This is a genomic window from Methylobacterium hispanicum (assembly GCF_022179285.1).
In the GTDB taxonomy this organism is placed as follows: domain Bacteria; phylum Pseudomonadota; class Alphaproteobacteria; order Rhizobiales; family Beijerinckiaceae; genus Methylobacterium; species Methylobacterium hispanicum.
Window position 1 is genome coordinate 41,486 of sequence record NZ_BPQO01000030.1, and the last position, 13,573, is coordinate 55,058.

Genomic DNA, 13,573 nt, shown 5'->3' on the forward strand with positions numbered 1-13,573 from the left:
GGACGCCCGGAGCGTCAGCGGAGGGTGATCCGGGACCCAGCGCACAAAGTCGCGCAGCGTCCGAGTTCTGCAACGTCGCCGAAGATCGGGCCGCTTCGCGGCACATCGCTCTCTGGATCCCGGATCACCGTCCACTCCGTTCCAGGCGTCCGGGAAAGCGGTTCCGGTTCATCCGCGAAGGCACCCCTTCAAGCGGAAAGTCAGGTCCTCTCCCCGTCCGCCTCCTTGCCCTCCTCGACTTCGGGCGCGACCTGCCCGAAGTTCAGCACCGCGACCAGGGCGACGCCGCCGAAGACGTTGCCGAGGAGCGTCGGCACGAAGAAGCGGAACGCGTAGTCGTTGAGCGAGGCCGCCCCGGTCATCACGAGGTAGAACGCCTCGACCGAGCCCGCCACGATGTGCTCCAGGCCGCAGAGCGCGACGAGCCAGGTCATCAGCACGATGACGAGGGTCGCGGCCGTGCCGGTCGCGGGCAGGATCCAGACCATCAGGGCGATGATCCAGCCGGCGAAGATCGCCTTGACGCAGGTCGGCCAGAAGTCGAACGCGACCGTGAGGTGGCTGATCTCCGCGAAGGCCGCGTGCAGCTCCGGCGGGAAGGCGCCCGCATGCACGATCACGGCGGCGACGGCCGCCGTCGCCAGGATGTTGCCGGCGAGCACGATCGCCCAGAGCCGAGCCAGGCGCCACGCGGTCTTCGGCGTGCGGTCGTGCAGCAGCGGCAGCACCGGCGTGATGGTGTTCTCGGTGAAGAGCTGCTGCCGGCCCAGGATCACCACGAGGAAGCCGACGGCGTAGCCCATGGTGCTGAGCGCCTTGGCCCATTCGGCGGCGGGCAGGTGCGCCTTCAGCGCGCCCGGCACGATCAGCGACAGGGCGATGCTCAGGCCCGCCGAGAAGGCCGAGAGGAACAGCGCGCCCCCGTGGCGGCGCAGCTCCTGGTCGCCGTTGCGGCGGATGACCTCGTGCAGGACGTAGGCGTCGGGCCGGCCGATCGAGCGGACGATGTCGTCGAGCGCCTCGCGCTCCTCCGCGCGCTCGCCCCCGTCCCGCTCGCCCATGCCGCCTCCCCCGCCCGCCGGATGCCCCTGTGAGGAAAGACGCCCGTCAGGCGGAAAGTTCGGCCACCAGCGCCTCGATCTCGGCGCGGGCCGCTCCCAGCGCCGCCGCGTCCTTCGAGCGGACCACGATGCGGTTCTGGAAGCCGGTCTGCGTCATCGAGGGGTAGGAGCCGACCGACACGCCCGGGTGCCGGCCCGCGATCTCGCCGAGCCGGCCCGCATAGGTGCCCTCCGGCAGGCCGCGCGCCTCGATCGTCTCGGAGAGCATCGCCGCGCCGCGGGCGAGCCCCGGCCCGATCTGGTCGAGCATCGCCTGCATGATCGCGGGCACGCCCGCCATGACGAAGACGTTGCCGATGTGGAAGCCCGGCGCCTTCGAGATCGGGTTCGGGATCAGCGCCGCCCCGTCCGGGATGCGGGCCATGCGCAGGCGCGCCGCGTTGAGATCTTCCGGCTTGTGCCGCTCCAGCAGCATCGCCCTGGCGCGCGGATCGACGTCGATGCCGACCCCGAAGGCCTCGGCCACGCAATCGGCCGTGATGTCGTCGTGGGTCGGCCCGATGCCGCCGGTGGTGAACAGGTAGGTGTGGCGGGCGCGGAGCTGGTTCACCGCCTCGACGATCGCCTCGGCGACATCCGGCACGATGCGCACCTCGCGCAGGTCGATACCGATGGCGGTGAGGTAGTCGGCGATGGTGCCGATGTTCTTGTCCTTGGTGCGCCCGGACAGGATCTCGTCGCCGATCACGAGGACGGCGGCGGTGACGGCGTCGGAATCTGTGCTCATGCGGCCCTCGGGATGACGCGCCGCAGATAGCGCGCGGGGTGGTCCGCGGCCACGGTCTTCCCGCGGGGCTGCGCGCGCCGTAAGCGGGGCGGATGCAGTTTCCCTCTCCCCTCGTCGAGGGCCGGCTGGTGCGGCGCTACAAGCGCTTCCTCGCCGACGTCGCGCTCCCCGACGGCACCGAGATCACCGCGCACTGCGCCAATCCCGGCGCGATGCTGGGCCTGAACCAGCCCGGCGCCCGCGTGCTGCTCTCGGTCTCCGACAACCCGGCGCGCAAGCTCGGCCATTCCTGGGAGCTGGTGGAGGCGGACCTGCCGGGCGGCCCGCAATGGGTCGGCATCAACACCGCGCGCCCCAACCACCTCGTCGCCGAGGCGTTTCGGGCGGGCCTGCTCGCGCCGCTCGCGGGCTACGACGGGCTGCGGCCGGAGGTGCGCTACGGCCGAGCGAGCCGCGTCGATTTCCTGGCCACCGGTCCCGGCCTGCCGCCCGCGCATGTCGAGGTGAAGAACTGCCACCTCATGCGCACGCCCGGCCTCGCGGAGTTCCCGGACTGCGTCGCCGCCCGCAGCGCCCGGCACATGCGCGATCTGGCCGACGTGGTCGCGGCGGGCGGGCGCGCCCTGGTGATCGTGGTGGTGCAGATGCGGGCGGAGGCCTTCGACGTCGCCCGCGACCTCGACCCGGCCTTCGACCGCGCCTTCCGGGAGGCCCGCGCCATGGGGGTCGAGACCCATGCCTACCGCTGCGCGGTCGGCCCCGAGGGCGTGCGCGTCGCCGAGCCCATCCCGGTGGTGACGCCGCCGTAAGGGCGGCTCCCCGGGGGAGGGACAGCTACGCCCGCTCGAACACCACGTTCAGTCGGGTGCGGGTCAGTTCGCGGTAGCCGTGGCTCTCGAGGAGCTTCGGCAGGTCGAGCTGCCACTGGTCGGTGCCGTTCTCGAGGAGCAGCAGCCGGGGCAGCAGCCTGGCCGGGGCCTCGCGCAGGAACGGCTCGAGGATCAGGTCCTCGGCGCCCTCGACGTCGAGCTTGACCGCGTCGATGCGCGTGAGCCCCTCCGCGCGCACGAGGTCGAGCAGCGTCACCGCGGGCACCCGGATCTGGGCGCCCTCGTTGGTCCCCACGATCTTCAGGCTCGACTCGCCGCGGTTGCGCGGGTCGATGAACAGGGTCAGCTCGCCCGCCTTGTCGGCCACCGCGCAGGCTACCGCCTTGACCGTGTGGAACGGGTTCTGGGCGATGTTGTAGCTCAGCCGGTCGAACACGTCGGGCTGCGGCTCCACCGCGACGATGCGGGCGGACGGGCCCGCGAAGGCCGCCACGAACAGCGCGTAGGCGCCGATATTGGCGCCGATGTCGAGGAAGACGCAGCCGGGTTGCAGGCGCTCGCGCAGGATCGCCCGCTCCGCGGGGTCGAAGAACTGCGGGGTGAAGAGCACCTTCTTCTCGCAGTTGTTGTTGTAGGGGTGCAGCCGCATGCGCGCGCCGTAGCGCTCGACGTCGAGGGGGCGTCCGCGCAGCAGCGAGATGGCGACGCGGCGCAGGAAGAGCGCGAGGCGGCGCCCGCCCCAGCTCTCGGCCGGGATGCTGGCGGTGCGCCGGGCGATCGCGGCCACGAGGCCGGTCGGGGCGTAGGTGCCGTAGGGTGAGGCGTCTGTCATCGCGCGGCGTGATGACAGCCGAACCGCCCGACGGCAAGCATCCGCGCGTTGCGGGGTCGGCACGCACCGTTCTAAGCCGGGCGGACGACGTGAGAGGACGCGACCAGGAATGCAGAGCTTCGATTCGGACGGCGTGCGGATCGCCTATATCGACGTGCCGCCAGAGAGCGGGACGGGCGCCCCCGTGCTGCTGATCCACGGCTTCGCCTCGAACCACGCGGTGAACTGGGTCAACACGCTCTGGGTGCGCACGCTCACCCAGGCGGGCTATCGGGCGATCGCGCTCGACAACCGCGGCCACGGCGAGAGCGAGAAGCTCTACGACCCCGCCCTCTACGGCTCCGACCAGATGGCGGGCGACGCGGTGCGGCTCCTCGACCATCTGGGCATCGAGCGGGCCGATGTGATGGGCTACTCGATGGGCGCGCGCATCGCCGCCTTCCTGGCGCTCGACCACCGGGCGCGGGTGCGCTCGGCGCTCTTCGGGGGCCTCGGGCTCCACCTCGTCGAGGGCCGCGGCCTGCCCGCCGGCATCGCGGAGGCGCTGGAGGCGCCCGCCGGGACGCCGGCCCCGAACCCGACGGCCGCCGCCTTCCGTACCTTCGCCGAGCAGACCCGCAGCGACCTGCGGGCGCTGGCCGCCTGCATGCGGGGCTCGCGCCAGACGCTCTCGCGCGCGGAGGTCGCACAGATCGAGGTGCCGGTGCTGGTCTCGACGGGCAGCCTCGACACGGTCTCGGGATCGGGCCCGGCGCTCGCCGCCCTGCTGCCGGACGCGCGCGCGCTCGAGATCCAGGGCCGCGACCACAGCACGGCGGTGGGTGCCAAGGAGCACCGGGACGGGGTGCTGGCGTTCCTGGCGGCGCAAGCCTAGCCGACGCGCTCCCTCCCCCCTCTGCGGGGGAGGGTGGCCCCCGAAGGGGGTCGGTCGGGACGAAGTCCCGCAGAGAGGGGAACCCGGCCGCCGGAAGAGGCTAGCACTTCATGAAGGGCGTGCCTGATCCTGAAGCTGGGGTCCCCTCTCCCGGCTCGCACGCGCGAGGCACCCTCTCCCGCAGAGGGGGGAGGGTCGGCGATGCGCTCAGCTCTTCAGCCGGTAGCCCGTGCGGAAGATGTACGTCACCGCCCCGAGGCAGAGGACGAGGAACAGCGTCGTCATGCCGAGGCTTGCCGCGATGCCGATGTCGGCCCGGCCGAAGAAGCTCCAGCGGAAGCCGCTGATCAGGTAGACGACCGGGTTGGCGAGGCTCACCGTCTGCCAGAAGGGCGGCAGCATCTCGATGGCGTAGAAGCTGCCGCCTAAGAAGGTCAGCGGCGTGATGATGAGGAGCGGCACCATCTGCAGCCGCTCGAACCCGTCCGCCCACAGCCCGATCACGAAGCCGAACAGGCTGAAGGTGACGGCCGTGAGCAGCAGGAAGGCCAGCATCCAGAACGGGTGCTCGACCCGCAGCGGCACGAAGAGCGCCGCGGTCGCCAGGATGATCAGCGCGATGATGATCGCCTTCGAGGCCGCCGCGCCCACGTAGCCCAGCACCACCTCGACCGGCGAGATCGGCGCGGACAGGATCTCGTAGATCGTGCCGGCAAACCGCGGGAAGTAGATGCCGAAGGAGGCGTTGGTGATGCTCTGCGTCAGCAGCGAGAGCATCATCAGGCCCGGCACGATGAACAGGCCGTAGGGCACGCCGTCGACCGTGTTCATGCGCGCGCCGATCGCCGCGCCGAAGACCACGAAGTAGAGCGAGGTCGAGATGACGGGTGCCAGGATGCTCTGCGTCGCGGTGCGCAGGAAGCGGTGCATCTCGAAGACGTAGATCGCCCGGACGGCGGGCCAGTTCATTCGGCTCATGATCTAGGCGCGCTCCCGCATCAGCCCGACGAAGATGTCCTCCAGCGAACTCTGCCGCGTCTGGAGGTCGGTGAAGCTGACCCCGGCCTGTGTGAGGTCGTTGAGGAGCCGGGTGATGCCGGTGCGCTCGGCTTGGCTGTCGTAGGTGTAGATGAGTTCGCGCCCTGCCGCGCCGAGTTCGAGGCCGCGGTCGGCCAGCGCCGGCGGCAGGGCGGCGAGCGGCTCGGCGAGCTGGAGGGTGAGCTGCTTGCGGCCGAGCTTGCGCATCAGCTCGGCCTTCTCCTCGACCAGGATGATGCGCCCCTTGCGGATCACGCCGATCCGGTCGGCCATCTCCTCGGCCTCCTCGATGTAGTGCGTCGTCAGGATCACCGTGACGCCCTGGTCGCGCAGGCGCCGCACGAGGCGCCACATGTCCTGGCGCAGTTCCACGTCGACGCCCGCCGTGGGCTCGTCGAGGAACAAGAGGCGCGGCTCGTGGGAGAGCGCCTTGGCGATCAGCACGCGCCGCTTCATGCCGCCGGAGAGCTGCATCATCCGGCTGTCGCGCTTCTCCCAGAGCGAGAGATCGCGTAGCACCCGCTCGATATGGGCCGGATCGCGCTTCAGCCCGAACAGGCCTCGGGTGAAGCTCACCGTCTTGATGACGGTCTCGAAGGCGTCGGTGGTCAGTTCCTGCGGCACGAGGCCGATCGTGGCCCGCGCCCGCCGGTAGTCGCGGGCGATGTCGTGCCCGTCCACCGTGATCGTGCCGCCGGTCGGCGTGACGATCCCGCAGATGATGTTGATCAGTGTCGACTTGCCCGCACCGTTCGGCCCGAGCAGCGCGAAGATCTCGCCGCGGGCGATCTCCAGGTTCACGTCCGCGAGTGCGGAGAGGCCGGAGGCGTAGGTCTTGTGGAGGTTCTGGATCTGGAGAATCGGCGGCATCGCGGTCTGAGCTTCCGGTCGGCGCCGAGGTAGCGCAGGCGTGGCATGGTGGCGACCACGGCGGCGGTGATCGGCTCGCCGGACGGTCCGCCGCGTGCCGAACGGCACATCGAGGGCGGGATTATCCTCTCACGCGATGGGCCTTCGATCGGCTCGGCCGACTCCTACGGATAGAGCGCGACCTTTTCCCGGACGCCTGGAGCGCCAGCGGAAGGTGATCCGGGACCCAGCACAGAGAGTGTCGCGCAGCGGCTCGATCTTCGACACGGGCGCAGGATTCGGTCGCTTCGCGTCGTCCCGTGCTGGGTCCCGGGTCGCATTCCGCTCACGCTCCATGCGCCCGGGAGAAGGGCGGTGCCCGCACCTGAAGGGTGGCACCCGTTCCCGCGCGGCCTCAGGTCGATGCCGGGCCTAGGCCGACAGCCGCCAGCGCCGCATCGACCTCCGCCGGCCCGAGCGCCCGGATCACCGGCCCCGAGGTCCAGACCAGGTGCGGGCGGATCGCGTGGCCCGGATAGATCCGCGCGAGCAGGCTCGCGTAGAGGGCGATCTGCCCGGCATCGGCCTCCGGCAGCGCGTCGCCGTCCGGCGGGCGGCCGGTCTTGAAGTCGCAGAGCCAGACCGTGCCATCCGCCACCGCGAGGCGGTCGACCCGGCCGAAGACCGGCCGCTCGACGCCGCCGACCACGACCCGGCCCGACAGGCTCACCTCCGCGCGCGCCCCGGCCGCGAAGAGCGGCGCGAGGCCGGGATCCTCGATCACCCGCAGCGCCGCGCGCACGATGCGCTCGCGCTGCGGCTCGGGGAGCGCCGGGGCGCGGGCGCCCACATAGGTGCGGGACGCGGCCAGGCGCCTCTCCGGCTCCAGCCGGGGCAGGTGTTCCAGCAGGGCGTGGATCAGGATGCCGCGGCGGCGCGCCTCGGCGTCGGCCTGCCGCGGCGGGATCAGGCGCTGGCCGTCGGCCGCCTGCAGGGCGCCGGAGGGGCTGAGCGGCGGGGGCGCCTCGGCCTCCGCCGGGGCCGGCGCGTGCAGCCACGCGGGAACCGGAGGCGGTTCGGGCGCGGGCGTGCCCTCGGGCGAGGCCGCGGCCTCGGCCTCGCCGTCGTGCCAGAGCGTGACCGGGCCGTAGGGCGTCTCGCGCGCCTCGCCCGCGCCGAGCGCCCCCTCCAAACCGGCCCGGATCATCCGGCACCACGCGGCCTCGGTCTCGCGCTCGTGCCCGCGATAGGGCGCCACCACGAGGCGGTCGGCCGCGCGGGTCATCGCCACGTAGAGCAGGCGGTTGTGCTCCTCCCGCCCCCGGGCCTGCAGCGCCGCGCGGGCTTGCGCCAGCGCCGCGCAATCGTGGGCGCGCGCGCCCGACCAGACCGGCGGCAGCGCCTCCTCGACCATCGGCAGCAGCGGCGGGTCGTTGCGCCCGAGCGGCTCGCAGCCGTCGATCACCACCACGACCGGTGCCTCCAGGCCCTTGGCACCGTGCACGGTCATCACCCGGACCTCGTCGCGGCCCGATTCCATGTCGCGCTTGACCGTGTGGCCCTCCGCCGAGCCGTGGTAGCGCGCCAGGAACCCGCCGAGCGAGGGCGCGTCGATGCCCTGCTCGGCCTGGGCGGCGGCGGCCAGGAACACGTCGATGGCGTCGCCCGCCTCGCCGCCGAGCCGCGAGACGAGCTTGGCGCGCCCGCCGCGCGGCCCGAGCAGCGTCGCGTAGAAGCCGAACGGCCCCTCGGCGCCCGCGAGCGCGATCCAGCCGGCGAGCGCGTCGCGACCGCGGATCGCGGCCGGGTCGCCCGCTTCCGCGTGGCGGTGGAGCGCATCCTCCAGCGTCTCGGCGAGGTCGCGCCGGGCGGCGATGCGCACGAGGTCGTCGTCGTCGAGCCCGACCAGCGGGGTCTTGAGCGCAACCGCCAGCGTGAGGTCGTCGGCCGGCAACAGCCCGGCGCGGCCCACTGCCACGAGGTCGGCCACCGCGATGTGGGCGGCCACATCCAGCCGGTCCTGCCCGGCCACCGGCACGGCGAGGCCCTTGAGCGCCCGGATCACCTCCTCGAAGGCGGCACCGCGCTTTCGCACCAGCACCAGGATCTCGCCCGGGCGCCAGACGCGGCCCTGCGCGTCGCCGGTGGTCGTCCAGGTGCGGATCGCGCGGGCGATGCGCCGGGCCGTGAGCAGCGCGGGCGCCCCGGCCTCCGGCGCATCGACGGGCGCCGCCCAGGCGTCGGGCTCCGCCTCCTCGGCGGGCTCGGCGATCGGCCAGAGCTCGACGGCACCGGGCGCCGAGGGCCGCGCGCTCGCGTGCACGGTGCCGACCGCCGCGTCGCCGAAGGCGAGGCCGCTGTAATGCGCGGGCACGGCGAAGACGGCATCGACCGCCCGCAGCACCGCGCGGGTCGAGCGGAAGGAGAGCGTCAGCGGCACGTCCTCGAAGACGAGGTCGGCGCTCTGCGCCTCGCCCACCCAGGCGAGCCGGGTCGCGGCGAACTCGCGCGGATCCGCGCCCTGGAAGCTGTAGATCGACTGCTTCGGGTCGCCCACCGCGAAGCGGGTGCGGTTGAGGGCGCGCGCGCCCTCCCCCACCGCGAACTCGGCGGTGATGCGGCGCAGAATCTCCCACTGTTGCGGGTTGGTGTCCTGCGCCTCGTCGATCAGCACGTGATCGACACCGCGGTCGAGCTTGTACAGCACCCAGCCGGCGCCGACCCGCTGCAGCAGGTCGAGGGTCTTGTGGATCAGGTCGTCGAAATCGAGCGCGCCGAGCCGAGCCTTCTGGGCCTCGACGCGGCGGTGGATCTCGTCGGCCAGCACGAACAGGGACCGGGTCCGCTCGTGCGCGCGGGCGGCGCGCAGGCGATCGAAGAGCGGCACGAGGCGGTCGCGCTCGGCCTGCATCGCGGCGCGCACCGGCTCGGGCACCGCCTTGGTGCCGAGGCTGCGGTCGGCCTTGGGCGCGTCCTTCTCGGTGAAGAAGATCCCGCGGTAGAGGTCGAGCGCCCCTTCCGTCTCGCGGGCCGCGCGGGCGGCTTCGAGCGCGTCGGCCAGCCCCTCGTCGGTCTTGGCGCCGGTGCGCAGGCCCGCGATCAGTTCGGGGAGGTCGACGGCGCAGCCGTCGAGGATCGCGGCCTCCAGGCTCTCGTCGGTCTCGCCGGGCGCGAGACCGAGCGCCCGGCGCAGGCGGTCGAACCGGGTCTCCAGACCGGCCGCGTCGCCGAGGACCGCACGGGCCGCCATCGCGCCGCGGATCGCCCGGCGCAGCGCGTCGCCCGTCGCCTCCGGGGCGACGCGGGCCAGCGCCTCGCTCAAAGAGAGGTTGCCCGCCACCGCGTCGGCCAGCACGTTGGCGGTCTCGACCTCGAAGGCCTCGCGCGACTGCGTGTCGTCGAGCACCACGAAGCGGGCCGGCACGTTCGCCTCGAAGGGGAACATGTGCAGCAGGCGCTCGCACAGCGCGTGCAGGGTCTCGATCTTCAGCCCGCCCGGCGTCTCGACCGCGCGGGCGAACAGGCGGCGGGCCGCGTCGAGCCGCTCGCGCGAGGCGCGCTCGCCGGTCAGGCGCTCCAGCTCCTCGCCGAGCGCGGCGTCGTCCAGCGTCACCCAGCGCCCGAGCCGCTGGAACACCCGGATCGACATGTTGGCGGCCGCCGCCTTGGTGAAGGTGAGGCAGAGGATCCGCCCCGGCGCCGCCCCGTCGAGCAGGAGGCGCACCACCCGGTCGGTGAGCACCTTGGTCTTGCCCGCGCCGGCGTTCGCCGAGACCCAGGCGGAGGCGCGCGGGTCGGCGGCGCGGCGCTGGTTGGCCTCGGTGAGGGCATCGACGACGAGGCGGTGCAGCGTGGGCGCCTGGGCGTTCATCGGGATTGGCCCACAACCGTACCGGGAAGGGACGCGGGCAGCGCCGCGCTCTCCCTCCCCCCTCTGCGGGGGAGGGTGGCCCCTGCGTCAGCAGGGGTCGGTCGGGACGAAGTCCCGCAGAGAGGGGAGCCACGCTTCAGATCAAGGCTGTGGCCTTCACATCTGCTCAGCCCGATCCTGAAGCTGGGGTCCCCTCTTGCGGGACTTCGTCCCGGCCCCCCCTGCTGCGCAGGGTACCCTCCCCCGCAGAGGGGGGAGGGAAGATGCGGCAGCGTCGCGTCCATCACGCCTCCCCCTCCCCCGCCTGCGACCATTCGAGCACCCGCGCGAGGTGATCGTACGCGCCGTAAGCCCGCGCGTATTTCGGATAGGGCCGCGAGACGTAGGCCGCCTCGCCGGTCATGAAGCGGGCCACCAGCCCGCGCAGGCGCTCCGCGTGCTCCGCCACGACCTCCGGCACGCCGCGGGTCTCGCCGCGGGGCGTCTTCACCGGCATCGGCGTGAAGGCCTTCCGCCCGCCCGAGGCGTAGACGTAGAGCAGGTCCGGCGCGGTCGCGGTCCTTGGAAAACCCTTGAAGGCGCCCGCCATCAGCATCGCGGCCTCGAGCGTCAGCTGCGGCGAGAAGCCGGCGAAGACCTCGCGGTTGCTCGGCGGCAGGCCGGTCTTGAAGTCGACGATGCAGGCGCTGCCGTCGGCGCGGGCCTCGATCCGGTCGGCACGGGCGCGCAGGGTGAAGGTCTCGCGGCCCATCGGGATCTCCCAGCGGCCGTAGATCTCGGGATGCACCTGCCGCAATCCCGCCCGCCGCTCGACCTCCCAGGGCAGGTAGGCCGCGGCCATGCGCTCGTAGCGCGGCCACCACTCGGCGTAGAGCTCCGGATAGGTGTTCTCGATCTCCGCGAAGGCGTTCACGGCGATGTCGGCGAGATGCTGGGCCGCGAGGTCGAAGGCGGGCAGAGCCTCGGGAAAGCGCTCGGCGAAGGTCCCGAAGACGTCGTGCACGAGGGAGCCGCGGTCGCTGGTGCCGGGCTGGGCCGCCAGCGGATCGAGCGGGTCGAGCCCGAGCACGTGGCGGGCGAAGATGCTGTAGGGGTCGCGCACCAGGGTCTCGACCTCGGTGACGCTGAGCGAGCGCGGGAACAGCGCCGGGTCCGGCCGCGGCTTCGGCTGGGTGAGGCGCGGCTGCGGCGGCAGGCTGTCGATGGCGCCCACGTAGCCGAGGAAGCGCCGGCCGCGGGCCACCGCCTCGCCCCAGCGCGCCTCGCCCGCGAAGGCGCGCACGCGCTGCAGGAGCCGCGAGGGCACGGTCGGCGCGCCCTCGCGCTTGGCCGCGCGGGTGATGATCGCGTCGCGCGGGCCCAACCCCTGCACGAAGTCGTGCGCCATCTGGCCGATGCGGCGCTCGGGCGGGTCGAGCCCGACGCGCTCGCGCATCGGCCGGTTGAGGAAGGCGTCGGTCGTCGCCCGCATCGGCCAGACGCCCTCGTCGAGGCCGCCGAGCACGATCCGGTCGGCCGTCAGCAGGCGCGCTTCAAGCAAGCCGAGGACGCGCAGGCGCGGGTGCGGAGTTGTCCCTGCGCAGGGCACCATCCGCTCGCGGGCGAGCGCGGTGAAGAAGGCCGGGTAGTCGTCGAAGCGGCCGGGCAGGAGTTCCGGGTCGGTGAGTTCGAGGTCGTCGAACAGGGCGTCGAGGCAGTTCAACGAGGCGTCGGCGGTCTCGGGCGATCCCTCGGGCGCGGCGGTCAGCCGGTCGCAGGCGGCGCGGTGGCGGCCGGCGAGCGCCACGAGGTTGCCCTCCGCGGCCTCGCCCGGTCCGGGGAAGTCTGCGAACGCCTCCTCCAGCCGGTCAAGGAGCGCGGCGGCGAGGTCCCAGTCGATCGCCTTCAGGCGGCGCTTCGCCCGGGGCTGGCGCTCGGGCGCGCCCGCGCGCTCGGCGGCGAGCACCTGCCGGATCCCGTCGAAGCCGGGTTTCGGGGCGAGGCCGCGCAGCACCCCGATCTCCAGGGCGGCGGCGCCGCGCACCACGTCGGCGCGGGGCAGCCCGAGCAGCACGAGCGGGTGGGCGAGCAGGGCCAGCAGGCGGGGGGGGATGGCGTCGCCCTGCTCACGCAGGAGGTCGGCGGCGAGTTCGGCCGCGAGCCGCGCGAGGCGGCCCGCCGGGCTGCGGGCGAGGGGCACCCCGGCGCTGTCCTCCGCGACGATGCCCCAGCGGGCGAGTTCCTGGGCGACGCGGGCGGCGAGCCCGCGGTCGGGCGTGACGAGGGCCGCCGTGAGGCCGGGCGTTTCCAGCGCCTCGCGCAGCGCGATCGCGGCGGCCAGCGCCTCCTCGCGCTCGTCGGCCGCCTCGACCACGCAGAGATGGGCGAGGCCGAGGGCGGCGGTCCGGTCGCGCTCGGCCGGGTCGAGGCGGGCCCAGGCGTCGGTGGTCTCGGCCGGGCGGAGCGCCTGCGAGAGCAGCGCGGCGCGCGCGGCGGATTTCGGGTCCGGTCGCCCGAGCTCGACGACGGCGTCCCGCGCCACGTTCAGGCCCTGGCGGCCGACGAGCCGGTGCAGCACCGCCTGCGGATGGCCGTGGGCGATCTCGCGGTCCTCGCCGGTGCCCGTCTCGATCGCGTCCCAGCCGGCGGCGTCGAGGTCGCGGTCGAGGCCCGGCAGCACCACGGCGCCGCGGGGCAGGGCCGCCACCGCGGCGATGAGCCGGGCGGTCGCCGGCACCGAGCCGGTCGAGCCCGCCACCACCACGGGGTCGGCGGGCCGCTCGCGGGCGAGGCGCTTGGCCTCGGCCAGCACGAGCCCGCGGGCGCGCGAGACGGGATCGCTCATCCCGCGCTCGTCGAGGATTCCGGGCCAGAACTCGGCGGCGATGCGCACGAAATCGAGGGTGAGGCCGAAATAGCGCGAGTACTCCGCCTCGACGGCGCTGCCGATCTCCGACCAGGGCAGGCCCTCGACGGTGAGGGCATCCATCAGGCGCTCGAGATCGGCCGCGAGCCCGACCGCGTCGGCGGGCGAGGAGGGCACGAGGAACGGCACCTCGGCATCGAGCGGCAGCAGCGTGCGGTCGACGGTGGCCGCCCAGGACTGGACGAGGCGCGCGAGGATCAGCCGCCGCTCCAGCGGCGGCATCGGCGCGCTCAAGGGGTCGGGGCCGTTTTCCAGGAGCGGCTCGGCCGCGAGGTCGAGTTCCGCCTCGTCCGCCTCGCCGAGCGGGATCATGCGCGGCAGGAGCGCCGCCCCGCCGAGCCGCCCGCCGAGGATCGCGGCGAGGCCCCGGGCCGCCCGCCGGGTCGGCAGGAACAGCGTCACGCCCGCCAGCGCCAGCGGGTCGGCGCCCAGATCGCCGACGAGCCGCCCGTCGAGCAGCGCGTCCGCGAGCGTCGGCAGGAACGGAGCGCCGCGGCCGATGGTGAAGATGTGGGACTCGGACATG

General features: G+C 73.5%; 9 protein-coding genes. 2 read left to right on the forward strand and 7 right to left on the reverse strand.

Annotated features, from left to right (window positions below; translation table 11 throughout):
- Positions 1-200: 200 nt before the first annotated feature.
- Positions 201-1,061 carry a formate/nitrite transporter family protein gene (locus MFF56_RS26010; RefSeq protein WP_066923813.1) on the reverse strand — a complete coding sequence of 287 codons (861 nt, stop codon included), beginning with the start codon at positions 1,059-1,061 and terminating at the stop codon, positions 201-203.
- Positions 1,062-1,107: 46 nt separating this feature from the next.
- Positions 1,108-1,848 carry a competence/damage-inducible protein A gene (locus MFF56_RS26015; protein ID WP_066923811.1) on the reverse strand — a complete coding sequence of 247 codons (741 nt, stop codon included), beginning with the start codon at positions 1,846-1,848 and terminating at the stop codon, positions 1,108-1,110.
- Positions 1,849-1,940: 92 nt separating this feature from the next.
- Between MFF56_RS26015 and sfsA the strand changes: the two genes are divergently transcribed.
- Complete coding sequence (gene sfsA / locus MFF56_RS26020) at positions 1,941-2,657, forward strand: DNA/RNA nuclease SfsA (RefSeq protein WP_066923808.1); 717 nt, start codon at positions 1,941-1,943, stop codon at positions 2,655-2,657.
- 25 nt (positions 2,658-2,682) lie between these two features.
- Here sfsA and MFF56_RS26025 read toward each other — a convergent pair whose 3' ends face one another.
- Positions 2,683-3,510 (reverse strand): FkbM family methyltransferase, encoded by an 828-nt coding sequence (locus tag MFF56_RS26025; RefSeq protein ID WP_066923806.1) that lies wholly within the window; start codon positions 3,508-3,510, stop codon positions 2,683-2,685.
- Between the two features lie 109 nt (positions 3,511-3,619).
- Between MFF56_RS26025 and MFF56_RS26030 the strand changes: the two genes are divergently transcribed.
- Positions 3,620-4,384: an alpha/beta fold hydrolase gene (locus tag MFF56_RS26030; RefSeq protein ID WP_066923804.1), complete on the forward strand. Its 765-nt coding sequence runs from the start codon at positions 3,620-3,622 to the stop codon at positions 4,382-4,384.
- A gap of 207 nt (positions 4,385-4,591) precedes the next feature.
- On the opposite strand, the gene MFF56_RS26035 is transcribed toward MFF56_RS26030, so the two are convergent.
- The 4 genes from MFF56_RS26035 to addB form a co-directional block, all read right to left on the reverse strand.
- Positions 4,592-5,353, reverse strand: a complete 762-nt coding sequence (locus MFF56_RS26035; RefSeq protein ID WP_066926388.1) for an ABC transporter permease — start codon at positions 5,351-5,353, stop codon at positions 4,592-4,594.
- Positions 5,354-5,365: 12 nt separating this feature from the next.
- Entirely contained in the window at positions 5,366-6,292 is a 927-nt protein-coding gene (locus tag MFF56_RS26040; protein WP_066926386.1) for an ABC transporter ATP-binding protein, read from the reverse strand.
- 394 nt (positions 6,293-6,686) lie between these two features.
- Positions 6,687-10,142, reverse strand: coding sequence for a double-strand break repair helicase AddA (gene addA, locus MFF56_RS26045; RefSeq protein ID WP_238231708.1), 3,456 nt, complete (start codon positions 10,140-10,142; stop codon positions 6,687-6,689).
- Between the two features lie 283 nt (positions 10,143-10,425).
- A complete protein-coding gene (gene addB, locus MFF56_RS26050) occupies positions 10,426-13,572 on the reverse strand; it encodes a double-strand break repair protein AddB (RefSeq protein WP_238231711.1) in 3,147 nt (1,048 codons plus the stop codon).
- Position 13,573 lies beyond the last annotated feature (1 nt).